Below are 25,218 nucleotides of genomic sequence, written 5' to 3'. Positions count from 1 at the left end.
GAATGACGATACCCTCAAATCAGCTGCGCTTGGCCTTGTTCGGCGACGAGCTGAACAGCTTCTTGATATCGTTGAGGCCCCCGGAGAGCCGCGGCCACTCGCAGGAGAACGAGCCTTTCGCGCAATTGGTGGCTCTCGTCCGTGACCTCAGCTCGCCAGACCTCAGCTCACCGGACTTTGCCTCAGCGGCCGTGGCCTGTTGCTTGGCGGGACTCTGGCGCGGCACCGGAACCTTTGCGGTTTCGGTCCTCAGCGAGGCCTGCTGCAACTGTTGCTGCTGCTTGGCGGTGAAGGCGGCGGCGATGGTGCTGCGCCGCTCCTGATCGAGATAGACGATATACTGCTCGTCGATCTTCTTCTGTTCTTCCGGCGTCGGGTTGGGTCCTGCGATGTCGAAGTGCCGGTTCTGCATGAAATCGAAATAGCTGTAGCCGCCGCCGGGTTTGCGCCGGCCGGCGAATTTGGAATGGCACTCGGCGAGCTTGGCGGCCTTCTCTTCCTTGCTCGGCGCCTTCTCGGCCCTGTCGGCGCAGTCCTCGAAATCGGCCGGCGCACGGCTCCACCACTGCGCGTGCGCGTGCGACGGCGCCAGTACGACGCAGGCAGCGGCTGCTGTGATCAGCAGCACGGATGTACGTGACGGCATCACGGACGATTTTCCCAACGCACCATTTTCAAGAGAAGATTCGCTCGACACAACTTACACCAATTGTCGCCATTATCGGCCGTCTTGTCACCCCGGAACCGGGCATTTTTCCGGCGGCGCGCGCAAGCTTCGCCGGGCCTGTGACCGAAGGGATACGCGCGCCCCGCGCCTCGCTGGAATTATCGAGGATATTCAACGGCCGGGCGCTGTGCCTCAGCCGGTGCGGCCCGCCATTTTTTCCGCATCGGGCTGATGGCCGATCAGTCCGGCATAATGCTTGATGGGATAGGGGCGGCCCAGCAGGTAACCCTGGACTTCGTCGACCGTTTCGCGCGTCAGGAATTCCAGCTGAGCGGAGCTTTCGACGCCTTCCGCGATGACCGGGAGACCGAGGCCGTGCGCAAGGCTCACCACGGCGCGCACGATGGCCGCGGACTGATGATTATGCTCCAGGTTGGAAATGAAGGACTGGTCGATCTTGATCTTGTCGAATGGGAAGGCCTGCAAATAGGACAACGAGGAATAGCCGGTTCCGAAGTCGTCCATCGCGATCCTCACGCCAAGCGCCTTGAGCCGGCGAAGCACGGAAACCGCGCGCCCGAAATCCGCGATCAAGACGCCTTCGGTGATCTCGAGTTCGAGCCGGCTGGCCGCGAGCCCGGTCTCCAAAAGCACGGTGTGCACGAGGGTCTGCAGATCGCCATGCCGGAACTGCACCGGCGAGAGATTTACTGCGACCTGAAGAGGAATCGGCCACGTCGCCGCTTCACGGCATGCCTCCCGCAGCACCCATTCGCCGATCCGGACGATCAGCCCGCTCTCCTCGGCAATCGGAATGAAAGTCATCGGCGGAATCAAGCCGCGGCTGGGATGATGCCAGCGCAGCAACGCTTCGAAGCCGATGATGCCTCCCCCGATCGTTGCTTGCGGCTGATAATATAATTCGAGTTCGCCGCGTGCGATCGCCGATTGCAGGTCCTGCTGAATGGCGTGGCGTTCCCGCAGCCGCTTGTCCATCTCAGGCTCGAAGAAGCGGATGGTGCCCCGGCCGTCTTCCTTCGATCGATAAAGCGCGGCATCTGCATTGCAAAGCAGGGTCGCGGCGGTGGTCCCGTCGCTCGGATAGACGGCAATTCCGATGCTGAGGCCGGCGCGCAGCCGCTGCCCTTCGATTTCGAATTCGGGCGACATGGCTTCGCGCAGGCGATCGGCCAAAATGGCGGCGGCTTCCGGCTGGTCGCTGCCCTGGAGAATGATCGTGAATTCATCGCCGCCGAGGCGGGCGATGAACGCGCTGCCGGCGACTTCTCTCATCCGGGCGGCGACCTGGCACAGCAGCGCATCGCCGACGGAATGGCCGAAGACGTCGTTGATCTCCTTGAACCGGTCGAGATCGATGCACAGGGCGGCAAAGCTTGCGCCGGAGGCGTCGGCGCGATCGATGGCCTCGGCAAGGTGCGCGTTGAAACTCGCCCGGTTGGGAAGGTTGGTCAGGGGATCGTGGTGAGCCAGATGCTTGATCCGGGCTTCCGCCTTGTGTTTTTCGGTGACGTCTTCGGTCATGACCAGCAGGTACTGGGCTTGCCCGTCGACGCCCCGGATCGTCAGCCGCTTGCTGTTGGCGGCCCGAATGCCGTTGCGCGGAGTTTCGATCTCATGTTCTTCCAGGCTGCCGCAGCCTTCGGTCTTGAGCTGATCGCGGTCGCGCGCGACCACACCATCCGCGGTCGAGCCCGGAAAGAGGTCATGAGCGGTCTTGCCGACGATCTCCCCGCGCGAAAGGCCGAGATATTCCTCCGCGGCGCGATTGACGAGCACATAGCGAAGATCGGCCGCGTTCTTCACGGAGATGGACACCGGGACATTCTCGATCACGACGCTCAGGAACTCACGCGTGCTGCGCACTTCGTCCTCGGCGCGCTTGCGTGCGGTAACATCGACAACGGCCACCAGCGATGCTGGCCGGCCTCTGTAGTCGAGCGATCGGCCATAGATCGCCACATCGATCAGGCCGCCATCCGCCCTGATGTGCCGGGTAACCCGGCCTACCCGATAGCCATTGCCGCCCTGTGCGATTTCCCGGATCTCGCTGTGATCCTCGGGCGGTTTCAGTTCGAACAACCGCATGCTCAGGAACTGCTCGCGGCTGTAGCCGTAATGCGCGACGGCGGTGTCGTTGACGGCGAGAAAACGATAGGTTTCGTGGTCCCAGATCCACATCGGAACCGGGTTGGCATCGAACAACAGCTGAAATGAATCGTCCGGGGCCGCGCCTGCGCCAGCCGCCTGGTTTGCCTTGGGCTGCTCTGCCCGCATGAGTGTCTGCCTCGTTGGAAGCGCCGCAGCAAAATCCGCCGGGCAAGCTGCATCCGATCAGCGCCCGAGCGAACGATGGTTCACCGTAAAAATACAGCCTGAGAATGTATTTGCGGTTAAGATGGCGTGACCGGCCAGTGTCCGGAAAGCTGTAACAGTCCACTGCTGCCGTGGCAGCCGGAACGAATCAGTATCGCGCTGAAATTGTTGGGTTATCCGAAAACGACAGGCGCTGACGCGCAGCTATCCGAGCAGCGAATATAGGAAGCGCCCGTGATGCGAATCCTATTTTGATCCAGCGGCGTGACCGTGTCACGCCGCGGACTCTCCCTGGCCCGGTGGTCATCCCAGAACTCGAAGCAGGTGAGCCACCAGCGTGGTGGCATTGCCCTTGGTCGCATGACTTTCGATGCGGCAATGGTTTTTACGGTTGCGAGGGGGCCAGTATTGACTTGGATCGGTTCTGCCGGTGGCCTGGCTAAGTGATCTCAATATCGGCGAAGCAAATCTTGAGGTTGAGATGCTATGCTGATCGGATTGCAGCGAAGAACCCTTCTACCTGGGTGCGCAGCGTTTCCGACTGCTGCGAGAGGTCATTGGCCGAGGACAGTAGTTGCGCCGCCGTTTGCCCGGTCCCGCTCGCGGTCTGACTGACGCCGCCGATGTTGCTCGAAACCTCCTGGGTGCCGCGGGCAGCCTCCTGGACATTGCGTGCGATCTCGGCGGTTGCCATGCCTTGTTGTTCAACGGCCGCAGCAATGGCGGTGGCGATCTCATTGACTGAAGCGATCGTTGCCCCGATTTCCTGGATCGATCCGACGGATTCCTTGGTCGCTTGCTGGATAGCCAGAATCTGTTGACCGATTTCGCCGGTCGCTCGCGCGGTTTGCTCCGCCAGCGCCTTCACCTCGGAGGCCACCACGGCAAAGCCCCTGCCGGCTTCGCCGGCGCGCGCCGCCTCGATGGTGGCATTCAGAGCCAGCAGGTTGGTTTGGCCTGCGATGGTGTTGATCAGCTCGACGACGTCGCCGATCTTTTGCGCCGCGTTGGCGAGGCCCTGCATCGTGGCGCCGGATCGGCTAGCTTGCTCCACGGCCATGCCGGTCATCCTGGTGGACTCGGTGACCTGACGGCCGATTTCTCTGACCGACGATGTCAGCTCCTCGGTCGAAGCTGCCACGGCCTGCACATTGGTGGACGCCTGTTCCGAGGCCGCAGCGACGGCGGTCGATCGCTGGGTCGAATCTTCAGCACTGGAGGCAAGCACGTTGGCGGCATTTTGCAGATTGGTCGCCGAGCCACCGACTGTTTTCAGAACGATTTTCATCTGACCGTCGAAATCCTGAATCGCGGCCGTAATTTTGTCCTGCTGCTTCTGACGCTCCGCCAGCATCGCTTCCTGATAGACGGAAATCGCGATGTCCATGTCCAGCAGCACCGCGCAGTTCAGGGCAGTGAGCACCGCCGAGAGATGGTTTGGTTTCCAGCGATATTGACGAACGGCGAGAGTAGCGAGCTGGCTCAGTACAAAATTGTAGCCGCCGATATACCAGCGCGGCTCCAGCCCGATCTTGTTGTGGATGAGGCCGATCGTGCGCACGCCCTGCATATACTCATGGTCGAAGCGGCCATTGAACAGACGCGCCCAATGCGATCCCTGCGCCGTCTTGAGGCGGGGGATATCGCTCCCGATCATGCGCGCGAGCTGCGGCTCCCTGGTGATGTGCTGATAGAAGCCTTCGAGCACCTCTGGCAGCACCGGCTCGACGACCTTCCAGAACTCGCGCAGCAGTTCGCCGGTCCGGGCATCGATGCGCATGAAGCGCATCCGGGTCTCCCGATCCTGGGGGGCGCCGGTGGCGCCGGAGTTTGTCGCATGGGACGTCATCGCGCTCATGTCCTGTCTTCGATTTGTATTAGGGAAGGAGGGAATCGGCAGGTGATACGCCGACGACTGCTGCCCGGTCGGGACAAGATGATTGATCTTGAGTCAAAATTGATCCTCTCGAGTTGATGTAGATTGTTAATCTGCATCAACTTGAGAGGAGTGCCGTCGGATGGATGGTGACTGTCTTGTGCTCATTCGCCGTCAATATTGTGCGAATTCAGCTTTCTGCTGACGTTCATGCTTCCGCCGCGACACAGCAATTCAATCCTTGTCATTGATCTATATCAATTTCAGCTAAGTCGCATATCTGCCATGCGCTATTGGGTGAGCGAATCGTGCCGCTCTTGCTAGATACATAATGCCACGTCTTCCCCGCCCTCGGATTGTACTCAAATGCAAGCCGTGTCACCCTGTGTAATGTGTCCACACCGTGATCTCGGCTTCTGCGGCACGCTGTTCGATAAACGATTCGAACAATCGCTTTCGGACCAAGGCGGGAATTGGCAACATCACCAAACAGTTCCTGCAGGCAAGCAAATCGGCGCTCGAAACCAGGTATCCGAAGATGTCTTTGTGTTGTGCGGCGGCTGGGGATTCCGGTTCCTTCAATTGCCCGACGGCCGCAGGCAAATATTGAATTTCCTGCTGCCGGGCGATCTGTTCTCCGTTACCTCAGTATTTGAGCAGAGGTTCCGCTTTTCAATCAAAGCATTGACTGAGGCGCAAATAAGCGCGATGCGGCGCGAGGAAGTCCAATCAAGGCTGGCTGCCAATCCCGAAATTCTGACGGCGCTGGCAACCTCCTGCGTCGCTGAAACCGAAGCAGCGGATGAGATGCAGACTGCGCTCGGCCAGTGCTCGGCGGAGGAACGCATTGCCTATTTGCTCTTGCACCTCATGCGGCGGATCGCGGCCCGAAGCGTGATCCGTGATCAGCGCTACCCGTTTCCATTGCGCCAGCAACATATCGCCGATGCCGTCGGACTCACGCCGGTTCATGTGAGTCGGGTGCTCAGCCTGTTTCGTGATCGCGGCGTCGTCGAGGTGTCAGACGGTACTCTGCAAGTCCGCAATCCCGCCGAGCTGGAGCGAATCGGGTCGCTGCATTGATCGCAGCGGAAGCGAATAGCTTGCATCGTCCTGCCCTTACTGGTCGATCCCGATTTTGCGAGCCCGGGCAGCGCGAGGAAATTGACCGACGTCTGATTGCCCGCAAAATTGGAGACGCGCGGATCGACGCCACTGTTGCTGCCAAGCCCCGCGCCTGCATGCGGAGCTTCGGTCCCGTGGCCCGGCCGGATCGGGCGACGGTTTCCTGAATATCAGGTATTGAAAAACAGGTTCAGAGCGTAACTTGACCTCTCCACGGTACAGGCTGCAGATGTTGCGCCCGGGGGGCGGCATGCAAAAGCAGACAATGCTTCGGCCGCGCCCGCGGATCAGCGCGCGCTTGCACGCGCCGGAACTGTACAGGGGGAGCAGTCTGCATGAGCGTCACCACGGCCATGATGAACGTGCCGAAGCCTGCGCCGGCGTTGATCGAGGCGTTCAGGAGCGCGCCGACATCGATCATCAGCGATAACCTTGCCCGGCTGCCCGGCGCCGTGGGGCTGCGGCCGTTCCATCGCAGCGGCAGGTTGGTGGGAGTTGCGTTCACCGTGCGCACGCGGCCGGGAGACAATCTTGCCATCCACCGGGCGCTCGAACTGGTCGGGCCGGGCGACGTGATCGTTGTCGATGGCGGCGGCGACGAGACCAGGGCGCTGGTCGGCGAGATCATGAAGAACATCGCCGAGTATCGCGGCGCTGCGGGCTATGTGATCGACGGCGCCATCCGCGACGTCGCCGCCTTCGCCGCGTCCGACTTTCCATGCTTTGCCCGCGCGGTCATTCACCGCGGCCCCTACAAGAGCGGTCCGGGCGAAATCAACGTGCCGGTCTCGATCGGCGGCTCGGTGATATCGCCCGGCGACATCGTGGTCGGCGACGAGGACGGCGTGGTGTCCTTTCCCGCCTCGATCGCATCGACCTTGCTCGAGGCGGTCCACGTCCAGATCAAGCGCGAAGAGGAAACCATCGTCTCGATCCGCGAGGGCCGTTACCAGGGCTCTTACGCAAAATCCTGATCGACACGCAACCGGCATTGAAGGAAGGAACGATGAGTCAGAAGGACGAGTTTCACAATCTGGATAATCCGCATGACGGCCTGTTTCGCGATCTCGCGCCGGGCCTCACCACGCGCATTTTCGCCGGCGAACAGGCCATGCTGTCGGTGGTAACGCTGGCGCCGCACTCTCAAGGGACCCTGCATCATCACCCCGAAGAGCAATGGGGCGTGTTGCTGGACGGCTCGGCCATCCGGGTGCAAGGGGATGAGGAGATTGCGGTGAAGAAGGGCGATTTCTGGCGCACACCGGGCAACGTGCCGCATACCATGCGCGCCGGGCCGGAGGGCGCGCGCGTGCTCGATATCTTCAGTCCGCCGCGACCGGAATATAAGAAGCCCGGATCGGGCTTCGGGAATCAATGAACCTGCAATAGACTGTGAACAAGCGCAAAAGCGCAGCAACAATCGGGGGGGAGAGCAATGAAGAGGATCACCAGACGTACCATGCTGGCGACGTCGGCCGCGTTCGCGGTCGCGCCGGCGCTGGCGCAGTCTTCGAAGATAATGACGCTGGTGGTGCCATTCCCGCCGGGAGGTTCCACCGACGCCCTGGCCCGGCTGCTGCAGTCCCATCTGCAGACGAAGCTCGGCCGCACCGTGCTGGTGGAGAACAAGTCCGGCGCGGCCGGTTCGCTCGGCGCCGCCCAGGTCGCCAAGAGCCCGCCGGACGGCTCGTCGTTTCTCGTGACCTTCGACTCGCACGCGGTCATTCCCGCCATTCTCGAAAAGCCGCAGGTCGACGTCGAGCAGGATCTGGTGCCGGTGTTTCTGGTCGGCACGGCCCCTTATGTGATTGCGGCGAACGCCAGCCGGCCGTTCAAGACGTTTGCCGACGTCATTGCGGCTTCGAAAGCAAAGCCGGGCTCGGTCCAATACGCCTCGGTCGGCATCGGTACCCTCGGCCATCTGGCCATGACGCTGCTCGCCAAGAAGGCCGGCGTGGAGATCACGCATGTGCCGTACCGCGGCGGTGGTCCGGCCATGAATGATGTGCTCGGCGGACATGTCGATCTGATCGCGGGATCGGCGGCGCTGGTGACGGCCCAGCTCGGGCCCAACCTTCGTCCCATCCTGCAGTTGGGGCGCGAGCGGCTGCCGGTGCTCAAGGACACCCAGACGGCGATCGAGGCAGGCTTCCCCGATTTCGAGACGCTGGCCTGGTGGGGCATTTTCGCTCCCAAAGGCACGCCGCCGGATGTCATCGCCAGCATGGCGAAATCGGTCCGGGAGATTTTGAGCGAGCCGGCCGTGGCGGCGCAGCTGCGCGAGACGCAGCAGATGACCCTGGTGCTGGCCGACGCCAAGGACTTCGGCACATTCTTCGCCAAACAGGTCAGCATCTGGGGCCAGGTGGTGCGCGAGAACAATATCAAGGCGTAAAGTTCCGGACGGCGGCGGGGGGCGCTGGCCGCAGGCGCTGCCGTCGCCAGCCCTCCAGCGTACCGGAGGGCTGGCGATGCCGCGTTGCCTCTGGTAATTAGCTCCCAAGTCCCCGCGCCCATTTGCGGGGCTTCGGTCCCGTAGCTCAGCCGGATAGAGCGACGGTTTCCTAAACCGTAGGTCGCATGTTCGAGTCATGCCGGGATCGCCAAATCTTTGCCAAATGCTGATCGGGTTTCTCACCGGATGAGCGTCGCCGGCCCGCAGCAGCTAGAGATCGCGGTCGGGAACGCGGGTTCGGTTTCCGCGCTGCTGATCCGTCCCGCCAACGCGCGCGTGTGTTTTGTCTTCGCTCATGGGGCGGGAGCGGGGATGACGCATTCCTTCATGGAGGCGGCAGCCCGTGGTCTCGCCGAACGTGGCGTCGCGAGCCTGCGCTATCAGTTTCCTTATATGGAGAAGGGCAGCAAGCGGCCCGACCCGCCAGCGCTCGCGCACGCCGCCGTGCGTGCCGCGGTGGCGGAAGCCGCGCGATGCTGCTCCGGACTGCGCCTGATCGCGGGCGGCAAATCCTTCGGCGGCCGCATGACCTCGCAGGCGCAGGCGATTGCGCCGCTTCCGGGCGTCGACGGACTGGCGTTTTTCGGCTTTCCGCTGCATCCGGCGGGCAAGCCGTCCGACGATCGCGCCAGACACCTCGCCGACATCGAGATTCCGATGCTGTTCCTGCAGGGCACGAGCGACAAGCTCGCGGAGACGAAGCTGATCGAGCCGGTCGTCGGGAAACTCGGGCCAACGGCCACGCTGCATCTCGTCGAAGCGGCCGATCATTCCTTCCACGTGCCGGTGCGTTCGGGCCGCAACGACCGCGAAGTCCTGAACGAAATTCTCGATGCGTTCGCGCGCTGGATCGCTGCGATCGGGGCTGGAGAAGCGGTATCCTGAATTCGCGATCGAAGGGTACCCTGACTGTGAAGATTTTCACGCCATCAAGAAGAGATCGTTGGCGAAAACAGTCGCAGCGATCCACGGCATCGACCTTTGGCGACCGGAAAAGGCGGGGTCAACGTTCGCAGCCGCGGGCTCCCGATTGCGAATTGCGGCCGGGCCATTGATCCGCCTTCGTTACTGACATATATTAGAGAATTCGAATATATCACGCGATCGCGTCGCTGACGCAGTTCGAAGCCGCCAGGAGCGGTCAGGTCTCGTGACAAGGGAAAGGCTCGTTCGATGCTGTCTCAATTCTTGCGCAAGTTTATGGCTACCTCCAGCACTCCGGCCATTACGCATGAGGAACTCCTGCAAGCGCATCGAAGCGGAGCGTGCACGGTCGTGGATGTGCGTGAGGCGCACGAATATGCCGGTGGGCACATTCCCGGCGCGGTCAATCATCCACTCTCCCAATTCGATCCTGCTCGCGTGCCGCGCGGCGAGCGCGTCGTGCTGATCTGTCAGGCCGGGGGGCGATCTGCAGCCGCCATGAAGCGAATGATCGCTGCCGGGCGGCAGGACGCGCAGCATTATCCGGCCGGCATGGCGGGATGGCGGGCGCGCAAGGGCCTGGTGGAGAAATGAGCGGCGTGCACGAATTCTTCGCGGGCTCGCCCGGCCGCATCGCCGGCACCAAGGCGAAGTGATCTGGCACTGCCGGCGATCCCGGCGTATTGCCCTCGTAACAGTCGCCAACATCCAACCAGGGGAAGCGTCCATGCCTGCCAACCCGGTCCTGTGGGACCTCGCCACGGTGACGCTGAACCGCCCGGAGGTCAACAACGCCTATGACGCCGGCCTGATCAACGGCGTGCTCGCGGCGATGGCCGATCTCGGCAAGCAGCCTTCGCTGCGCGTCGTGGTGCTGAAGGGCAACGGCAAGCACTTCCAGGCCGGCGCCGACCTGAAATGGATCAACGGCGTGCGGCCGAAATCGCCTGCCGAAAACGAAGCGGTGTCGCAAGCCACGTTCGAGGCCGTGCAGCGGCTGAACCTGTTGCCGATCCCGACCGTGGCGCTGGTGCAGGGCGGCTGCTTCGGCGGCGGCACCGGCGTGATCTCCGCCTGCGACGTGGTGATCGCCGCCGACAATGCGCTGTTCTCGATCACCGAAGTGCGCTGGGGGCTGACGGCCGCCATCATCATCCCGCAACTGTGCGACGCCATCGGCGTCCGCCAGGTCCGCCGCTATGCGCTGACCGGCGAGCGCTTCGGCGCCGAGGACGCGCGCCGCATCGGTCTCGTGCACGAAGTGGTGCCGCTCAACGATCTGGAAGCCGCGGGCGCGAAAGTCGTCGACCAGTTGCTGGCCAACGGCCCCGAGGCCATGGCCGAGACCAAGCGGCTTGCGCTGGAAAGCTCGTTCGGCGGCATGGCCGTGGATGATGAGGCCTATGCGCGGCTGGTGCGGATGCATTCGGCGCGGCGCCGGACCGCGGAGGCATCCGAAGGCCTTGCCTCGTTCGCCGAAAAGCGCGCGGGCAACTGGGCGGGCCTCAAGAAATAAACCGCGCGAACCGGCCGCTCAGCATCCCCGGCAGATGCCGCGCAGGCTCTTGTAAACGGCATCGTCTTCCCGCCGCATCTGCTCCAGCGTTTCCGTCGCCCTGGTGTTGGCGGCGGGCGCGGGCTTACGCTTCGCCGCGAGCTCCTTTTCCTGGCGTTGATAGCAGGCCTCACGTTCGGGCTTCGCCTGGATGAACCGGCATTGCTCCACCGCCGCCAGGGCGGGAGCAGCGCCGAGGATCAGGCCGAGCATGACGGATAGAATCAGGTTCAAGGCTGTCGGTCCTTCCCGCCGGTTTCTCGATCCAGGAGCAGATATCAGCTATCAGCCTGCTGGGGCGCCATAGATCCTGTCGCGCAGCCGCCGCATCCCGGTCAGCCAGCGCTCGGTGTTGGCGGCCTTGCGCTGCATGTATTCGTGTACCTGCGGATGCGACAAAATCAAGAAACGTTCGGCCTCCATCGCCTCGATTACCATGCGCGCCACCTCGGCCGGCTGCAGCACGCCGTCGACCCGCGCCGCGCTCGGCCCCGGCGTCGTCATGCCGGTCTGCACCGATTGCGGGCACAGCACCGAAACCCGGATGCCGCGGTCGCCATATTGAATGGCGAGATGCTCGGCCAGCGCCACCGCGGCATGTTTGGTCACGCCATAGGGCATGGAGTTCAGCGACGCCAGCAGCCCCGCTGCGGAAGCGGTATTGAGCAGATAGCCGGAGCCGCGCGCGAGCATGCCCGGCACCAGCGCGCGCGCCGCGAATACGTGGCTCATGACATGCACCCGCCAGCTGACGTCCCAGTCGGCGTCGTCGGCGCTCTCCTGCCCCTTGCGCGACAGGCCGGCATTGGAAAAGAACACGTCGACCGGGCCATACTTGTCCTCGGCCGCGGCGATCAGCGCCCTGATGTCTTCCTCCTGGCCGACATCGCAGGTCACGGCGAGGCCGTCGATCTCGCCCGCGACTTTGGCGAGCCGCTCGCGCGAGCTCTTGAGATCGGCGACCACCACGCCGCGCGCACTGGCCGCGGCCCAGGCTCGGGCCACCGCCTCGCCGATGCCGCTGGCGCCTCCGGTGACGACACAGACTTTTCCCTTGACGTGCATGCGGGCGCTTTCCGGTTTGTCTTGACGATGCGGCGATATCTTCGCTTCGTTCGGGCCGGCGGGCAACCTCGCCCGTCATGCGGCCTGCCGATGGCCCGAATTTCACAGCCGCCGTGGGAACCATATCGTCGAGCCTGCGTTTTCGGATAGCCCGCAAATTCGCGGCGCGCGGGGACAGTGCCATGTCGAGATTCAACATCAGGCTTGCCGCCATCGTTCTCGTGACCGTGCTGTCGGCTGCAGGATATGCCGCTGCGAAAGGCGGTGGCGGTCACGGCGGCGGTCATGGCCATGGTGGCGGTCATGGTCACGGCGGCGCGCATTTCCGTAGTGGCGGCCATGGCGGCGGGCATCATGGCCGCGCGCATTTCCGCGGCGGACGCCACATCAGTGGCCATCGCGCCGTCGCGGCGCAAAACTTCAGATCCGGCGCGCCGAGTTCCCGTGCGCTTGCCCGCTCGATGCGCCGTACGGCTGCGCTGCACAGCCCCGGCATGCGCACCCGGATCGCCGCCAGCGCGGCGCTGGCGGGATGGCACTACGGCCGCAGCGGCAGCGGGTGGTGGCGACACGGTAACGGCGGATACGGATGGGTCGGACCGCTGTTCTGGCCGTTCGCCTATTTCGACATCTATGACTATGCGATCTGGGGTAACGGCGTTGGCGCACCGTTCTGGGGCTACGGTTACGGCGACATCTATGCCGGCTTGTTTGCGCCCTACGACTATGACGACCTCGCATTCTATCTGCCGCCACGCGCCTCGCCCGGCGGTCGCGACGCCGCGATGGACCGGCTGGCCCAGATGTGCGGCGACGACAGCCGCGATATTGCCGGCCTGCCGATCGATCTGATCCAGCAGGCGATCGAGCCGACCGAGACGCAACGTGCCGCGCTCGACGATCTCGCCAGCGTTTCGGTCACGGCCGCGCGGAACATCAAGGCAGCCTGCCCGGACAAGATAGCGCTGACCGCGCCAAGCCGGCTGGCATCGATGCAGCAGCGGATCGAGGCGATGATCGCGGCGGTGGCCATGGTGCGGCCGGTGCTGGATAAATTCTATGGCCTGCTCAACGACGAGCAGAAGGCGCGGCTCAACGCGCTGGCCGAGGACCAGCAGCGGCAAGCCACCGCGAGAAGGAGCAACCGGTCGCTGGTCTGGAGCTGCGACGCCGCGCAGCCTGCCGCGCTGCAATGGCCGACCGAGGAGATCGATGCGAGGCTGCGTCCGACCGACGCGCAGCGCCCGCGCCTCGTCGCGCTGCAGGACGCCGGCGCCAAAGCGGCGGAGATGCTCAGGACCGCGTGCCCGGCCGGGGACACGGTCACACCGCCGGCCCGCCTTGCGGCTGCCGGCAAACGGCTCGACACCATGCTGCAGGCGATCAAGCAGGTGCGGTCGGCGCTTGACGATTTCTACGGAACGCTGAGCGACGAGCAGAAGGCGCAATTCGAGGCGATCGGCCCGCGGCGCACGGCGGATCAGGCCGACACCAGGCGGCGGCATTCCCGCAGGTACGGTTTTTGACCGGCTATAGCGTTTTCGAGCGAAGTGGGTACCGGTTCGCGTAAAGAAAACGCGTCAAGAAGCCTGTTGGCAGCAGCTTCCGAATGTGACGCTCAGCCCTGATAAAGCCCCTTGTCGCGCGCCTGGCGGATCGCGAGCGCCGCCATCAGGTCGAGCATCGGCGTCGGCAAATCAGCGGCGCGGGCGAACGCCGCCGGCGCGCGCACCAGCACGTCGATCTCCATGGCGCGGCCGAGTTCGTAATCCTGCAGGATCGACGGCTTGTGGTCGGGTGCGGGCCCGCTTCGCGTGAGCCGCTTGACGCCGGGAAAGCAGCTTTGCGCGACGGCGTTGGCTTCTTCGAGCAGGCGCGGAATGACCTCCTGCAGCGCCGGGTCGTCCCGCACGCCCCGCGCGGTCAGTCCGGTCAAGAGGCACAGCACCGACATCGACATGTTGGTCAGGAGCTTGGTCCAGATCGTCTCCCGGATCCGCGCCACCGGCGTCGAGGTAATCAAAGCGCCTTCGAGCGCGGCGCGCAGCCGGGCGATGCGCTCGCTGCTGCGGTCGTCGCATTCGCCGATCAAGAGCATGTTGCGCTCGGGCGAGAGATTGGCCACCACGCCGGGCGCGATCACCTCGTTCGACGAAAAGATCACCCCGCCGATGATGCGGTCTTTTGCGACCGCCGATCGCAGCTTGCTCCCGGGATCGAGAAAGCCGAGATCGGGCGGCGGCGGATGATCGGCCGATAGTCCGATATCGTACCACCAGGGAATCCCGTTCTGGGCAAACACCACGGCGGTGTCGTCGCGCAGCAGCGGCTTGAGGCCGGTCGCGAGCGCAGCGACGCCCGTCGCCTTCAGCGTCGAGATCACGACATCCTGCGGTCCCAGCGCGGCGGGATCGTCGGAGGCGTTCACTCTTGCTTTGAATTCGGCGTCGCCGACCCGCAACGTCAGGCCGTTCGCTTTCACAGCTTCCAGATGCGGCCCGCGCATCACGCAAGATACGTCGTGCCCGGCCAGCGCCAGCCGCACCGCAAAATGGCTGCCGACGGCGCCCGCGCCGAAAATGCAGATACGCATGGGGGAGGAGGTTCCTGCTGGAGGGGTCGACACTTCGGCCAGTTTCCACAAGCCGGCTCCGCAGTGCAACCGGTGATGCGGGCCTTGACGAGATGGCTAAAATTCCGCACCCGGAGCATGATACTCACTGACCATCCGGGAATCCGCCTTGCCCTCCAAATCCATCACTGAACCCGCCCGTCAAATTCCGCTGTACGGCGAATATGAAGTCGCAGTTCTCGGCGGTGGCCCCGCCGGCATCGCGGCCGCCGTGGCTGCGGCGCGGGCGGGGCGGCGCACGCTGTTGATCGAGCGCTACGGCTTTCTCGGCGGCATGGGGACGGCGGCGGGCGTCACCAATTTCTGCGGGCTGCATGCCAATGTTTTCGGCGAGATGCACCGGGTGGTGCAGGGCGTCGCCTCCGAGCTGCTGACGCGAATCGACCGGCTCGGCGGGCTCAATGCGCCGCATCTGGTCCTCGGCAAGATTTTGGCGCAGGCCTATGACACCGCGGCCTACAAGATCGCGGCCGACGATCTCTTGGCCGCCCACAAGGTCGACATTCTCTTTCACGCGCTCGGCGCCGGCGTGGCGATGCAGGACGACAAGCGCGTCAATGCGCTGATGGTGGAAACGAAAGCCGGGCGTCAGGCGGTGCGTGCGGATATCTTCATCGACTGCTCCGGCGACGGCGATCTCGCCACCTGGGCCGGTGCCGCGTTCGAGGTCGGCGACAACGCCGGCAGCATGCTCTATCCCTCGATGATGTTCCGCCTCAACGGCATCGACCCCGAAAAAGCCGGCGACGCCTGGCGGACGATTCCGGCGCTGATGGAAGCGGCCGAGGCCGCCGGCACGCATCATTTTCCGCGCAAGGCCGCGATCGTGCGGCCGCAGCGGTCGCAAATCGAATGGCGGGTGAATTTCACCCAGCTTTCGCGCGACGACGGCAGCGCGATCAGCGGGCTCGAGCCCGACGATCTTACCCGCGGCGAGATCGACGGCCGCCGGCAGGCCATCCAGGCGTTCGAGTTCCTGCGCACGGTGCCGGGCTTCGAGAAATCCTACATCGTCGACCTGCCGCCGCAGCTCGGTATCCGCGAAACCCGCCGCGTGGTCGGCGGCTATATGCTGTCGGGCGAAGACGTGCTCGGCTGCGCCTCGTTCGACGACAGTATCGGCGTCAACGGCTGGCCGATGGAATCCCATGTCGTCGGCGACGTGGTCTTCAAGTTTCCGCCGATCCCGGAGTCGCGCGGCTTCAACGAATTGCCCTATCGCATGCTGGTTCCCGCCGGCATCGACAATCTCTTGATCGCCGGGCGCTGCGCCTCGATGACCCATGACGGCCAGTCGGCGGCGCGGGTCTCCGGCGCCTGCTTTGCGATGGGCGAGGCCGCGGGGTCGGCCGCGGCGCTGGCGCTGTCAGGCAACACGATTCCGCGCGACATTGCGGTCGAAAAGTTGCAACAACAATTGAAGCAACAGGGCGCCTTTATCGGGCGGGACCAGCGCGTGCCCGAAGGGCTGTAATAAAGACGGAGGAAACCGGATGAAGATGTTGGCGCGGCTCGCATTTGCGGGCCTGATGGCTTTGGCGGCGAGTGGAATCGCGCGGGCGGACGAACCCTTGAAGGCGAAGATCGGCGTGCTGCGGCTGTCGTCCTCGGCGCCGGTGTTCATCGCGCAGGACAAGGGCTACTTCAAAGAGGCCGGACTCGATATCGAGCTGAAGTTCTTCGACGCCGCGCAGCCGATCGCGGTCGCGACCACTTCGGGCGATGTCGATTTCGGCATCACGGCATTCACCGCCGGGCTCTACAATCTCGCCGGCAAGGGCACGCTGAAAGTGATCGGCGGCATGAGCCGCGAGAAGGCCGGCTATCCCCTGATCGGCTATTTCGCCAGCAACAACGCCTATGTGAGCGGCCTGAAGACGCCGAAGGATCTTGCCGGCAAGCGCATCGCCGTGACCCAGACCGGATCGAGCTTTCACTACTCGCTCGGCCTGCTTGCCGACAAATACGGCTTCAAGCTTGCCGAGGTGAAGGTGCTGCCGCTGCAGTCGCTGTCGAATGCCGCCGCCGCCCTGAAAGGCGAGACCGTCGACGCAGCACTGCTGCCGGTCTCGACCGCGCGCAAGCTGATCGACGACGGCGGCGCGAAACTGCTGGGCTGGGTCGGCGACGAGACGCCGTGGCAGCTCGGCGCCGTGTTTGCGTCGACCAAGACCGCGGCCAACAAGCCGCTGGTTACCAAACTGCTGGGCGCGCTGGCTCGCGCCGACCGCGAATATCACGACGTGATCCTGGCCTCGATCAAGGACGGCAAGGCTTCGATCAACGACAAGACCAGACCGCTGCTGGAGATCATCGCCAAATACACCAACCTGCCGGTCGAGCAGGTGGTCGGCAACTGCGCCTATATCGATCCCGACGGCAAGCTCGACGTCAGGAATGTCGCCAACCAGATCGAATGGCTACAGGCACAGGGTTTCGTCGACAAGGGATTTGGCGTCGACGCGATCGTCGCCAGGGAATTTGTGAAGGCGGATTAGCGCATCCGTCATTGCGAGCGCAGCGAAGCAATCCATGGCGCCGCAAAGAAGAAGTTGGATTGCTTCGTCGCTTGGCTCCTCGCAATGACGAGTTGCGAGAGCGTGGGCCGGAAACGAAACACCAGATGCACCTGATCGCCGACCATATCAGCCACCGCTTCGGCGCGCTCGAAGTGCTCGACGACGTGTCGTTCACGGTGCGCTCGGGCGAGGTGGTGGCGATCGTCGGTCCGTCCGGTTGCGGCAAGAGCACGCTGTTGTCGATCTTGGGCGGGCTGCTGCAGCCGAGCGCGGGCGCGGCGGAATGGCGCGGCGCGCCGCCGCCGGACAGCCGCAATCCGCTGACCTTCGTGTTCCAGGATTTCGCGCTGCTGCCCTGGTGCACGGTGGAGGAGAATGTCGAGTTCCCGTTGCTGCACACCGGCCTGGCCCAGGGCGAGCGCCGCGCTGTTGTCGACGACGCCCTGCGCCGCACCGGCCTGTCGGACTTTCGCGGCGCCTATCCGAAGCAATTGTCCGGCGGCATGCGCCAGCGCGTCGGCATTGCCCGCGCGCTGGCGGTGAGACCTGCGATCCTGTTGATGGACGAGCCGCTGTCGGCGCTGGATTCGCAGACCCGCGAACTGCTGATGGAGGATTTTGTCAGACTGCTCGCCGACGGCGCGATGGGCGCGGTCTACGTCACGCATAATCTCGAGGAGGCGGTGCGGATCGCGGACCGTATCGTGGTGCTGTCGCGGCGGCCCGGCCGCATCCGCGAGGTCGTCAGCATTCCGATGACGCGCAGCGAGCGCGGCGACATCCACGCCCGCGAACGCCTGCTGGCGCTGCAGAACGAGTTGTGGTCGAAGATCCGCGAACAGGCGATCGACGCCGAGCGCGAGGTCCAGCATGCTTGAGCGCGCGCCGCCAAAGGATCCGCCGCAAACCGATGTCGCGGCCGTGTCGCGGCCGGTCGCGTTTCGCGGCGCCGGCTTCGCGCCGAAGGCAGGCCGCTATTCCGGCTGGATCGCGCTCCTACTGGTGCTGGCGCTCTGGCAACTCGCCGGCAGCGCGGCTCTCGTCAATCCGCTGTTCCTGCCGCCGCCGTCGGCGATCGCGCTGGCGATCTGGAAGCTCGCGATCTCGGGCGCGCTTTGGCAGCACGTGTCGGTCTCGGTGATGCGGATCGGCTCCGGCTGGATCCTCGGCACCGCCGCCGGTGTCCTGGTCGGGTTCGCGATCGGGCTTTCCAGCGTCGCGCGCGGCGTCGGCATCACCTTCATCTCGGCGCTGTTTCCGATTCCGAAGATCGCGCTATTGCCGCTGCTGATCCTGTGGCTCGGCATCGGCGAAGAGCCGAAGATCGCGACCATTGCGCTCGGGGTATTCTTCTCCACCGCGATCTCGGTCTATAGCGGCGTCGATGCGGTGCCGCGCAACCTGATCCGGATGGCGCAGAGTTTCAACGTGCCGTTCGCTTCCATCGTGCGCCGGGTGATCTGGCCCGGCGCGCTGCCGTCGATCCTCGCCGGCTTCCGCATCTCGGCTTCGGTGGCGCTATTGCTGGTGGTCAGCGCCGAAATGATCGGCGCCCAGTTCGGCATCGGCGCCTTCGTGCTGCAGGCCGGCAACCTGATGCAGACCGATCAGCTGCTCGCCGGCGTCGTCATCCTGTCGCTGTTCGGGCTCGCCGTGGGCAAGCTGATCAATCTGCTGGAGACGCGGCTGTTGCACTGGCGCTAGCTGGCGCACCAATTCCAGTCCCTTGAGCGGCCTCGCCGCGGACACGCCCATGCGGTTCGCTCCGGCTGCTCCGGGCGATCATGAATGCGCAGACGACATAGAAACAGGTGCCTAGCGCATATGTCATCGCGATGCCGAATTCTATCGATAAGGCCATGCCCAGCACCGACGCAAACATCGAGGTAATTCCGTTGGCGCTCCAGAAGAACGGAAGAAGCTCCGCGTGACGGCGCCAGATGCTTAGCCCGAGCGGAAACATCATCCCCATGCAGAACGCCGGTGGCGCGAGCAGTACTACGGACAACAGAATGCGCATGTCGGTAGCTTCCGATCGCGCCCATGTGGTGAACAAGGGAGTCAATAGCCCCGCCAGCACGAGCGTTGTCACGAGCGCGACAACCCTGGTGACGACCGCGCTCGATCGAAGGGCATGGGCGCCGACCGTGGCGCTGCCGATCCCGCTGAAGAGAAGGATCGTGAACAGTACCACGCCCAGTCCGTAGACGGGATGTCCAAGGAAGACCATCAGCCGCTGCATCTGCGATATCTCAATCAGCATGAAGCCCATGCCGATCGCGCAGAAATACGCCACGGGTGGCGTCAGCGTCGACAGCGGCATCCGCTTTGCGAGGCGGACAAACGGAATGGCGATGTAGTACCCGCAGGCGCAAAGCGCGACCAGGAGCAGCAGCAGGGTCATGCTGATCGCCGCGCTGTTGTTGGTGCGAGCCGATGAGAGCACGTCGGCAAGATTTCCGAAGCTCGTCGTATAGAAGAAGAACGGATTGTCGTCCGTTGAAGGAATGATGTTTTCCGGCAGTGACGCGAAGAATGCCGCGTCGGCCTTGCCGGACAGCAGCGTCGATGTGACGGTGTCGAAATTGACATCCGGCCCCAGGAGTATCTTGAAGTCCTGGGCCAGAAGCCTTGTGCGCGCAGCTTGCCACTGGGCCTTGGTGAAGGCGTCAGGACGGGTAATCACCGTTACGATGTTGTCGACGTTCAGTGCGATAACATGGTTTGCCAGTGCGGCTGCGGGCACACCCTGACGCTGGAGCGCACTCGCCGCGATCGCCACGAGGCGATAAAACTCACCGCGGTGATGGTCCGGCTCGTACCAGCGCGATACTGACAATAGCCCGCCAGGCTTCAGCGCCCGGTAGAAGTCAGCCCATGCCTCCACCGTATAGAGACGGTTTTCCGTGAGTGTCAGCCCGCCAGCAGCCGTTGCAGCCCAGGTGTCGATCAGCGAAATCTGGACAAGGTCGTATCGATCGGGCGAATGGTTGATGTAGCTGCGGGCTTCGGCATTGACCAACGATACGCCGGGCTGGCGATCGAGATGGCCAGAGAAATCGGCAAATTTGTCAGTGAGGACTTCGAAGATCGCGGGGTTGATCTCAATTCCACGTATGTGCTTGGCGCCGAAGAAGAGCCCGGAAAGAATGTCACGACCGCCGCCCACGCCCACCACAGCGACGTCGTCAGGCGACTGCACCAGGTAGGCGGCATTGACGACGTCATCCTTCAAGTAGGATAGCTTGCCGAGATCGCCGTCGTGCCGGGTGATGACCGTGGCCGCATCGGCGTCGATATCGAGGTGGTACTGGTCTATCTTCGTCTCCGGCGTGTGGGCGAGGCCCCAGCCGAACGGAGTGCTCTCGCCAAGCGCCGTCACCCTCACGCGTGAGTAGGTATTCCAGCGCTCGAACAGCGTTCCCATCTGCTGAGAGCCCTTCGCCCAGAAGACGCCCAGATGGTCTTTGCCGGAAACGGCCAGACCGGTGTGCACAGTGGCGGCGGCAGCCAGCGTAAGTGCGACGGCGCCGCTCAGGCGCAGGCTGCGGATGTCGCCGCTGTCCCGCACCACTATCCAGCCCGCGCCAGCGGCAAAGGCTCCGATCCATAGTGTGGCGCTCACAGGATCGACGATGAGTAATACGAAGATAACCCCGAGGCATCCGAGCGCCGCCCCTGAAAGGTCGGCCGCATAGAGCCATCCGCCGCCGTATGGCAGGCGAGTCAACAAAAGCGTTATGCAGACACCGCTTTCGGTAAAAGGCATCACGAAGGCGAACGTCGCGACCGCGAGGGCTGCAGGTACGTATCCCCCGGGGATCACGAGCGGCACGCACAGGAAGGCAATCATTGCGCCGACGCCGGTAATCGCAAACCATGATGCGTGGCGCGCGAATTCCACTCCCACCCGTTCGAGAGCATAGCGGGCAGGTTTGTTGTAGACCTCCATCGCTCCGCGCGTAAGTCCGAGCATGGCAAGTGAAATGGCAGCAAATGCAAAATGATAATACAGCATGACGCTGAAAAAACGAGTTACCAGTATCTGGTAGGACAGGGTGGCGGAGGCCAATATAAAGATTGCGAAATAATGGCGGCTCGAAATGCCGGGGGATGCTTGCAAAGGACTGCCCTCAATCAGGTCTTGACGTCCCCCGCGGACGCCGAATGAACCTTCCTTACAACCCGTTGGTCACCGCAACGGCTACGTCATCAAGAATCGTCGCCAGCCTGCCGTCGTCGGTACGCTACTTACCATGACGTGTGCTGAATAATTCGCCCCCGGATTGCCCCATAATTCCGGTGCCCAACCTTATCCACGGCAGCGGCATGCCATGGCTCCGCGCCGGCAGTTGCGACCTAAAATGCGGCCGATATGCGCAGGAAGATGGCGAGATGCGCGCCCGATGACAGGCCCCGCGATGAAGCAATCCAGTCTACCGTCGTCCTGGCGTTCGCCGGGACGACGAAAGATCGAGGTCCACTCCCTCACGCGTTGCCGCGGTCCTCCCGGAACAAATCCAGCTTCTGCTGCACCGGACGATCCGAGAAGCTGAACAGCACGGAATCGACGTCGGCTTCGTGGGTGACCCACTGCCAGCTCGGCACCACGAACAAATCGCGCGGGCCCCATTCGAAGGTCTGCTCGCCGATCCGGGAGCGGCCCTTGCCCTCGATCGCCGCGAACACGGTGGCGTCGGTCGAGCGATAGCGCGCGGTCTTGAAGCCCTTCGGCAACAGCTGGATGAAGGTGCCGATGGTCGGCATCGCGAAATCGCCGGTCTCGGGATTGGAGAATCTCAGCTTCAGCCCGTGGCAGGGGTCCCACTCGTTGCGCGCCTTGGCCTGTTCCAGCGCCTCGCGCGTATGGGCGTAGGGATAGTTGAAGATCGGCGAAGTCTTGGATTTGCGCTTCTCGTCGACCGGCAGCAGGTTGTGGCCGTAGCGGCCGAAGCTGTCGTTCGGGGGACGGGTGATCTTCTGCTGGTCCTCCTTGGAGTCTTCCGCAAAGGACGCGTCGAAGAACTGCACCATCGGGATGTCGAGCCCGTCGAGCCAGAACATCGGATCGCTGGTCTCGTTGGAATGGTCGTGCCAGGTCATCGACGGGGTGATGACGAAATCGCCGGGCTCCATCGCGGTGCGCTCGCCGTCGACCGACGTATAGGCGCCGTGGCCTTCGAGCACGAAACGCAGCGCCGACTGGCTGTGCCGGTGCGACGGCGCGATGTCGCCGGGGATCACCATCTGCACGCCGGCAAACAGCGAGGTCGTGACTTTCGACTGCCCGCGCAGCCCCGGATTTTCCAGCACCAGCACCCGCCTTGTGGCTTCCTTGGCGGTGATCAGCTTGCCGGCTTCGGTCATGTAGTCGCGGATGGCGTCGAACTTCCACAGATGCGGCCGGCAGGCGCTCTTTGGCTCCGGCGTGATCAGATCGCCCATCACGTTCCACAGCGCCGAGAGATTTTCGCCGTCGATCTTCTTGTAGAACGCCTCGCGTTCCGGCGTCTTCAGCACGGGCTCCATGACCAGCCTCCCTGAGGTTATCGTTGGCTTCAATAGATTGACAGTATACTTACAATGTGGCTATCGTCAACCGTAACGACGACCAACAAGAGATTTGAGGGGGAGGTTCGTAATGAAGCTGCACGGCTATTTCCGCAGCAGCGCGTCCTACCGGGTCAGAATCGCGTTGAATCTGAAGGGCCTGCGCGCCGATCAGCTCTCCCACCACCTGCGCAAGGGCGAACAGCGCGACCCCGCCTTTCTCGCCCTCAACCCGCAAGGGCTGGTCCCGGCGCTACAGGACGACAAGGGCGCGGTGCTGACCCAGTCGCTCGCCATCATCGAATGGCTGGACGAAACCCACCCCGAGCCGCCGCTGCTGCCGAAAGATCCGCTGCGCCGCGCCAAGGTTCGCGCCTTCGCGCAGGCCGTGGCCTGCGATATCCACCCGGTGCAGAATCTGAAAGTGCTGGCGCGATTGCGCGAACTCGGCCTGCCCGAGGAGCAGGTGACGGGCTGGGCGGCCTGGGCCAACCGCGAGGGCCTTGCCGCTTGCGAAGCGCTGATCGCGAGCGAGCCCGGTCCATTCTGTTTTGGCGACACGCCGACCATCGCCGATCTCTGCCTGGTGCCGCAGCTGTTCAACGCGCGGCGCTTCGGCGTCGACGTCTCGGCCTATCCGCGGCTGCTCAGGGCCGAGGCGGCGGCGCAGGCCATGAAGGCGTTCACCGACGCCGCACCGGACAGGCAGCCCGATGCCGAGTAAGCCAACGCCAGTGACGATGGACGCGGTCTACGATGCGCCCGGCTATCTGTTCCGCCGGATGCAGCAGATCGCGGTGTCGATCTTCGTCGAGGAGTGCCGGGCCTACGACCTGACGCCGGTGCAATTTGCCGCGTTGGTCGCGATCCACACCCATCCCGGCATCGACGCCACCCGGTTGTCCGCCGTGATCGCGTTCGACCGCTCCACGCTCGGCAATGTGATCGAGCGGCTGGAGAGCAAGGGCCATATCGAGCGCAAGCCCTCGCCCGGCGACAAGCGAATAAAGCTGCTTTACCTGACCAGGGAAGGCGCGGCCTTGCTGCGCGATATCATGCCGTCGGTCGATCGGGCGCAGGCGCGGATGCTGCAGCCGCTCAAACCGGCCGATCGCAAGACCCTGCTGGCGCTGTTGACCCAACTGGTCGACCTCAGCAACGAGGCCTCGCGCGTGCCGTTGCGCGCCGAAGACGCGCTCGAACATCTCGGGAAGGCAGGCTGATGACGGTAAGCAAACGGCCCGTCCTGATCGCGGGCGGCGGCATCGGCGGCCTCGCCGCCGCGCTTGGGCTGGCGCAAAAGGGCATTGCGTCGATCCTCATGGAAAAGGCCTCGGCGCTCGGCGAGATCGGCGCCGGCATCCAGCTCGGGCCCAACGCCTTCCACGCCTTCGATTATCTCGGCGTCGGCGAGGCCGCGCGCGGCATGGCGGTTTATATCGACAAGCTGCGGCTGATGGATGCGCTGAACGCCGAGGAGATCACCCATATCGACCTCGGCGAAGCCTTCCGCACCCGGTTCGGCAACCCCTACGGCGTCGTGCATCGCGGCGACCTGCACGGCGTGTTCCTGAAAGCGTGCCAGGACCACCCGCTGATCGAGCTGCGCGTCTCCAGCGAAGTGATGGGTTACGACCAGGACGGCTCCTCGGTGACGGCGCATCTCGCCTCCGGCGAACGCATCACGGGATCGTTGCTGATCGGCGCCGACGGGCTGTGGTCCAACATCCGCAAGCAGGTCGCCGCCGACGGACTGCCGCGGGTATCCGGTCATTCCACCTACCGCTCGGTGATTCCGACCGAAGAGATGCCGGAAGACCTGCGCTGGAATGCGGCGACGCTGTGGGCCGGGCCGAAGTGCCACATCGTGCATTACCCGCTGTCGGGCTGGAAGGTGTTCAATCTCGTCGTCACCTATCACAACCACGCGCCGGCGCCGGTCGCAGGCCAAGCGGTATCCCACGACGAAGTGATGCGGGGCTTTGCGCATGTGCATCGGCGGGCGCAAAACATCATCCGTCACGGCAGGAACTGGAAGCTCTGGGTGCTGTGCGACCGCGATCCGATGGAACGCTGGATCGACGGCCGCGTCGTGCTGCTCGGCGACGCCGCGCACCCGACGCTGCAATATTTCGCCCAAGGCGCCTGCATGGCGCTGGAGGACGCGGTGTGCCTGTCGCACATGCTCGACGCCTATCCGGACGATCACGCTGCCGCGCTCAAGCACTACCTGTCGCAGCGCTTCGCGCGCACCGCGCGGATCCAGCTGCAATCCCGCGCCATCGGCGAACACATCTATCATCCCGCCGGCGAACACGCCCGCATCCGCAACGCCATCATGGGCGCCAAGACGTCGGAGGATTATTACGGGCATCTCCAGTGGCTCTATGGCGGGACAGGGCTGGGTGGATAGACAAAAACTATCCGTCGTCCCGGCCAAGCGAAGCGCAGAGCCGGGACCCATAGCCACAACTGTTGATGTTGTGCGAAAGTCGTTGGGCAGCTGTTTCCAAGAC

General features: G+C 63.9%; 23 protein-coding genes and 1 tRNA gene. 16 read left to right on the top strand and 8 right to left on the bottom strand.

The window, feature by feature from the left end; all coding sequences use genetic code 11:
* Window positions 1–19 precede the first annotated feature (19 nt).
* The 3 genes from KMZ29_RS25510 to KMZ29_RS25500 form a co-directional block, all read right to left on the bottom strand.
* Complete coding sequence (locus tag KMZ29_RS25510; RefSeq protein WP_215621756.1) at window positions 20–646, bottom strand: hypothetical protein; 627 nt, start codon at window positions 644–646, stop codon at window positions 20–22.
* 213 nt (window positions 647–859) lie between these two features.
* On the bottom strand, window positions 860–2,962 hold the full coding sequence (locus KMZ29_RS25505) for a putative bifunctional diguanylate cyclase/phosphodiesterase (protein ID WP_215621755.1): 2,103 nt from the start codon (window positions 2,960–2,962) through the stop codon (window positions 860–862).
* A gap of 523 nt (window positions 2,963–3,485) precedes the next feature.
* Window positions 3,486–4,790, bottom strand: a complete 1,305-nt coding sequence (locus KMZ29_RS25500) for a globin-coupled sensor protein (protein ID WP_249779788.1) — start codon at window positions 4,788–4,790, stop codon at window positions 3,486–3,488.
* A 453-nt stretch (window positions 4,791–5,243) separates the two neighbouring features.
* Here KMZ29_RS25500 and KMZ29_RS25495 point away from each other — a divergent pair, with 453 nt between their 5' ends.
* The 8 genes from KMZ29_RS25495 (at window position 5,244) to KMZ29_RS25460 (ending at window position 10,897) form a co-directional block, all read left to right on the top strand.
* Window positions 5,244–5,960: a Crp/Fnr family transcriptional regulator gene (locus tag KMZ29_RS25495; RefSeq protein ID WP_249779787.1), complete on the top strand. Its 717-nt coding sequence runs from the start codon at window positions 5,244–5,246 to the stop codon at window positions 5,958–5,960.
* Window positions 5,961–6,337: 377 nt separating this feature from the next.
* Window positions 6,338–6,976 carry an RraA family protein gene (locus KMZ29_RS25490; RefSeq protein WP_215621754.1) on the top strand — a complete coding sequence of 213 codons (639 nt, stop codon included), beginning with the start codon at window positions 6,338–6,340 and terminating at the stop codon, window positions 6,974–6,976.
* Window positions 6,977–7,008: 32 nt separating this feature from the next.
* Entirely contained in the window at window positions 7,009–7,380 is a 372-nt protein-coding gene (locus KMZ29_RS25485; RefSeq protein WP_215621753.1) for a cupin domain-containing protein, read from the top strand.
* Between the two features lie 57 nt (window positions 7,381–7,437).
* Window positions 7,438–8,397 (top strand): tripartite tricarboxylate transporter substrate binding protein, encoded by a 960-nt coding sequence (locus KMZ29_RS25480; RefSeq protein WP_215621752.1) that lies wholly within the window; start codon window positions 7,438–7,440, stop codon window positions 8,395–8,397.
* A gap of 134 nt (window positions 8,398–8,531) precedes the next feature.
* Window positions 8,532–8,608: transfer RNA gene (locus KMZ29_RS25475), tRNA-Arg, on the top strand.
* Between the two features lie 35 nt (window positions 8,609–8,643).
* Window positions 8,644–9,342 (top strand): alpha/beta hydrolase family protein, encoded by a 699-nt coding sequence (locus KMZ29_RS25470; RefSeq protein WP_215621751.1) that lies wholly within the window; start codon window positions 8,644–8,646, stop codon window positions 9,340–9,342.
* Window positions 9,343–9,630: 288 nt separating this feature from the next.
* A complete protein-coding gene (locus KMZ29_RS25465) occupies window positions 9,631–9,975 on the top strand; it encodes a rhodanese-like domain-containing protein (protein WP_215621750.1) in 345 nt (114 codons plus the stop codon).
* Between the two features lie 133 nt (window positions 9,976–10,108).
* On the top strand, window positions 10,109–10,897 hold the full coding sequence (locus KMZ29_RS25460; protein ID WP_215621749.1) for an enoyl-CoA hydratase-related protein: 789 nt from the start codon (window positions 10,109–10,111) through the stop codon (window positions 10,895–10,897).
* 18 nt (window positions 10,898–10,915) lie between these two features.
* Here KMZ29_RS25460 and KMZ29_RS25455 read toward each other — a convergent pair whose 3' ends face one another.
* Both KMZ29_RS25455 and KMZ29_RS25450 read right to left on the bottom strand, forming a co-directional pair.
* Entirely contained in the window at window positions 10,916–11,149 is a 234-nt protein-coding gene (locus tag KMZ29_RS25455) for a hypothetical protein (protein WP_215621748.1), read from the bottom strand.
* Between the two features lie 72 nt (window positions 11,150–11,221).
* Window positions 11,222–12,001, bottom strand: a complete 780-nt coding sequence (locus tag KMZ29_RS25450) for an SDR family oxidoreductase (protein WP_215621747.1) — start codon at window positions 11,999–12,001, stop codon at window positions 11,222–11,224.
* 182 nt (window positions 12,002–12,183) lie between these two features.
* Here KMZ29_RS25450 and KMZ29_RS25445 point away from each other — a divergent pair, with 182 nt between their 5' ends.
* Window positions 12,184–13,527, top strand: coding sequence for a Spy/CpxP family protein refolding chaperone (locus tag KMZ29_RS25445; protein ID WP_215621746.1), 1,344 nt, complete (start codon window positions 12,184–12,186; stop codon window positions 13,525–13,527).
* A 92-nt stretch (window positions 13,528–13,619) separates the two neighbouring features.
* Here KMZ29_RS25445 and KMZ29_RS25440 read toward each other — a convergent pair whose 3' ends face one another.
* Window positions 13,620–14,594 carry a 2-dehydropantoate 2-reductase gene (locus KMZ29_RS25440; RefSeq protein ID WP_215621745.1) on the bottom strand — a complete coding sequence of 325 codons (975 nt, stop codon included), beginning with the start codon at window positions 14,592–14,594 and terminating at the stop codon, window positions 13,620–13,622.
* 148 nt (window positions 14,595–14,742) lie between these two features.
* Between KMZ29_RS25440 and KMZ29_RS25435 the strand changes: the two genes are divergently transcribed.
* The 4 genes from KMZ29_RS25435 (at window position 14,743) to KMZ29_RS25420 (ending at window position 18,856) form a co-directional block, all read left to right on the top strand.
* On the top strand, window positions 14,743–16,107 hold the full coding sequence (locus tag KMZ29_RS25435) for an FAD-dependent oxidoreductase (protein ID WP_215621744.1): 1,365 nt from the start codon (window positions 14,743–14,745) through the stop codon (window positions 16,105–16,107).
* Window positions 16,108–16,126: 19 nt separating this feature from the next.
* Entirely contained in the window at window positions 16,127–17,131 is a 1,005-nt protein-coding gene (locus KMZ29_RS25430) for an ABC transporter substrate-binding protein (RefSeq protein WP_215621743.1), read from the top strand.
* Window positions 17,132–17,256: 125 nt separating this feature from the next.
* Complete coding sequence (locus KMZ29_RS25425) at window positions 17,257–18,030, top strand: ABC transporter ATP-binding protein (RefSeq protein WP_215621742.1); 774 nt, start codon at window positions 17,257–17,259, stop codon at window positions 18,028–18,030.
* Window positions 18,023–18,856: an ABC transporter permease gene (locus tag KMZ29_RS25420; protein WP_215621741.1), complete on the top strand. Its 834-nt coding sequence runs from the start codon at window positions 18,023–18,025 to the stop codon at window positions 18,854–18,856. The genes KMZ29_RS25425 and KMZ29_RS25420 overlap by 8 nt, the downstream gene beginning before the upstream one ends.
* Here the strand turns inward: KMZ29_RS25420 and KMZ29_RS25415 are convergent.
* Together KMZ29_RS25415 and gtdA are read right to left on the bottom strand one after the other, a co-directional pair.
* Window positions 18,819–21,275, bottom strand: coding sequence for a spermidine synthase family protein (locus KMZ29_RS25415; protein WP_215621740.1), 2,457 nt, complete (start codon window positions 21,273–21,275; stop codon window positions 18,819–18,821). The two genes, KMZ29_RS25420 and KMZ29_RS25415, sit on opposite strands and share 38 nt — an antisense overlap.
* 365 nt (window positions 21,276–21,640) lie before the next feature.
* A complete protein-coding gene (gene gtdA / locus KMZ29_RS25410) occupies window positions 21,641–22,681 on the bottom strand; it encodes a gentisate 1,2-dioxygenase (protein ID WP_215621739.1) in 1,041 nt (346 codons plus the stop codon).
* Between the two features lie 112 nt (window positions 22,682–22,793).
* On the opposite strand from gtdA, the gene maiA reads away from it, so the two are divergent.
* From maiA to KMZ29_RS25395, 3 genes are read left to right on the top strand one after another with little or no spacing between them, the layout of a single operon-like run.
* Window positions 22,794–23,426: a maleylacetoacetate isomerase gene (gene maiA, locus KMZ29_RS25405; RefSeq protein ID WP_215621738.1), complete on the top strand. Its 633-nt coding sequence runs from the start codon at window positions 22,794–22,796 to the stop codon at window positions 23,424–23,426.
* Complete coding sequence (locus tag KMZ29_RS25400; protein WP_215603944.1) at window positions 23,416–23,925, top strand: MarR family winged helix-turn-helix transcriptional regulator; 510 nt, start codon at window positions 23,416–23,418, stop codon at window positions 23,923–23,925. Before maiA ends, KMZ29_RS25400 begins: the two co-directional genes overlap by 11 nt.
* A complete protein-coding gene (locus KMZ29_RS25395) occupies window positions 23,925–25,115 on the top strand; it encodes a 3-hydroxybenzoate 6-monooxygenase (protein ID WP_215621737.1) in 1,191 nt (396 codons plus the stop codon). Before KMZ29_RS25400 ends, KMZ29_RS25395 begins: the two co-directional genes overlap by 1 nt.
* Window positions 25,116–25,218 lie beyond the last annotated feature (103 nt).

Origin of the sequence: Bradyrhizobium sediminis (assembly GCF_018736085.1) — a bacterium.
In the GTDB taxonomy this organism is placed as follows: Bacteria; Pseudomonadota; Alphaproteobacteria; order Rhizobiales; family Xanthobacteraceae; genus Bradyrhizobium; species Bradyrhizobium sediminis.
The sequence above is the reverse complement of the archived record's forward strand: the minus strand, read 5'-3'. Positions and strand labels throughout refer to the sequence as shown.

Bases quoted from the DNA above. Each gene is read 5' to 3' on its own strand.
- KMZ29_RS25510 (WP_215621756.1), bottom strand. From the start codon at position 646: ATGCCGTCACGTACATCCGTGCTGCTGATCACAGCAGCCGCTGCCTGC.
- KMZ29_RS25505 (WP_215621755.1), bottom strand. From the start codon at position 2,962: ATGCGGGCAGAGCAGCCCAAGGCAAACCAGGCGGCTGGCGCAGGCGCG.
- KMZ29_RS25500 (WP_249779788.1), bottom strand. From the start codon at position 4,790: ATGCGCTTCATGCGCATCGATGCCCGGACCGGCGAACTGCTGCGCGAG.
- KMZ29_RS25495 (WP_249779787.1), top strand. From the start codon at position 5,244: ATGCAAGCCGTGTCACCCTGTGTAATGTGTCCACACCGTGATCTCGGC.
- KMZ29_RS25490 (WP_215621754.1), top strand. From the start codon at position 6,338: ATGAGCGTCACCACGGCCATGATGAACGTGCCGAAGCCTGCGCCGGCG.
- KMZ29_RS25485 (WP_215621753.1), top strand. From the start codon at position 7,009: ATGAGTCAGAAGGACGAGTTTCACAATCTGGATAATCCGCATGACGGC.
- KMZ29_RS25480 (WP_215621752.1), top strand. From the start codon at position 7,438: ATGAAGAGGATCACCAGACGTACCATGCTGGCGACGTCGGCCGCGTTC.
- KMZ29_RS25470 (WP_215621751.1), top strand. From the start codon at position 8,644: ATGAGCGTCGCCGGCCCGCAGCAGCTAGAGATCGCGGTCGGGAACGCG.
- KMZ29_RS25465 (WP_215621750.1), top strand. From the start codon at position 9,631: ATGCTGTCTCAATTCTTGCGCAAGTTTATGGCTACCTCCAGCACTCCG.
- KMZ29_RS25460 (WP_215621749.1), top strand. From the start codon at position 10,109: ATGCCTGCCAACCCGGTCCTGTGGGACCTCGCCACGGTGACGCTGAAC.
- KMZ29_RS25455 (WP_215621748.1), bottom strand. From the start codon at position 11,149: ATGCTCGGCCTGATCCTCGGCGCTGCTCCCGCCCTGGCGGCGGTGGAG.
- KMZ29_RS25450 (WP_215621747.1), bottom strand. From the start codon at position 12,001: ATGCACGTCAAGGGAAAAGTCTGTGTCGTCACCGGAGGCGCCAGCGGC.
- KMZ29_RS25445 (WP_215621746.1), top strand. From the start codon at position 12,184: ATGTCGAGATTCAACATCAGGCTTGCCGCCATCGTTCTCGTGACCGTG.
- KMZ29_RS25440 (WP_215621745.1), bottom strand. From the start codon at position 14,594: ATGCGTATCTGCATTTTCGGCGCGGGCGCCGTCGGCAGCCATTTTGCG.
- KMZ29_RS25430 (WP_215621743.1), top strand. From the start codon at position 16,127: ATGAAGATGTTGGCGCGGCTCGCATTTGCGGGCCTGATGGCTTTGGCG.
- KMZ29_RS25425 (WP_215621742.1), top strand. From the start codon at position 17,257: ATGCACCTGATCGCCGACCATATCAGCCACCGCTTCGGCGCGCTCGAA.
- KMZ29_RS25420 (WP_215621741.1), top strand. From the start codon at position 18,023: ATGCTTGAGCGCGCGCCGCCAAAGGATCCGCCGCAAACCGATGTCGCG.
- gtdA (WP_215621739.1), bottom strand. From the start codon at position 22,681: ATGGAGCCCGTGCTGAAGACGCCGGAACGCGAGGCGTTCTACAAGAAG.
- maiA (WP_215621738.1), top strand. From the start codon at position 22,794: ATGAAGCTGCACGGCTATTTCCGCAGCAGCGCGTCCTACCGGGTCAGA.
- KMZ29_RS25400 (WP_215603944.1), top strand. From the start codon at position 23,416: ATGCCGAGTAAGCCAACGCCAGTGACGATGGACGCGGTCTACGATGCG.
- KMZ29_RS25395 (WP_215621737.1), top strand. From the start codon at position 23,925: ATGACGGTAAGCAAACGGCCCGTCCTGATCGCGGGCGGCGGCATCGGC.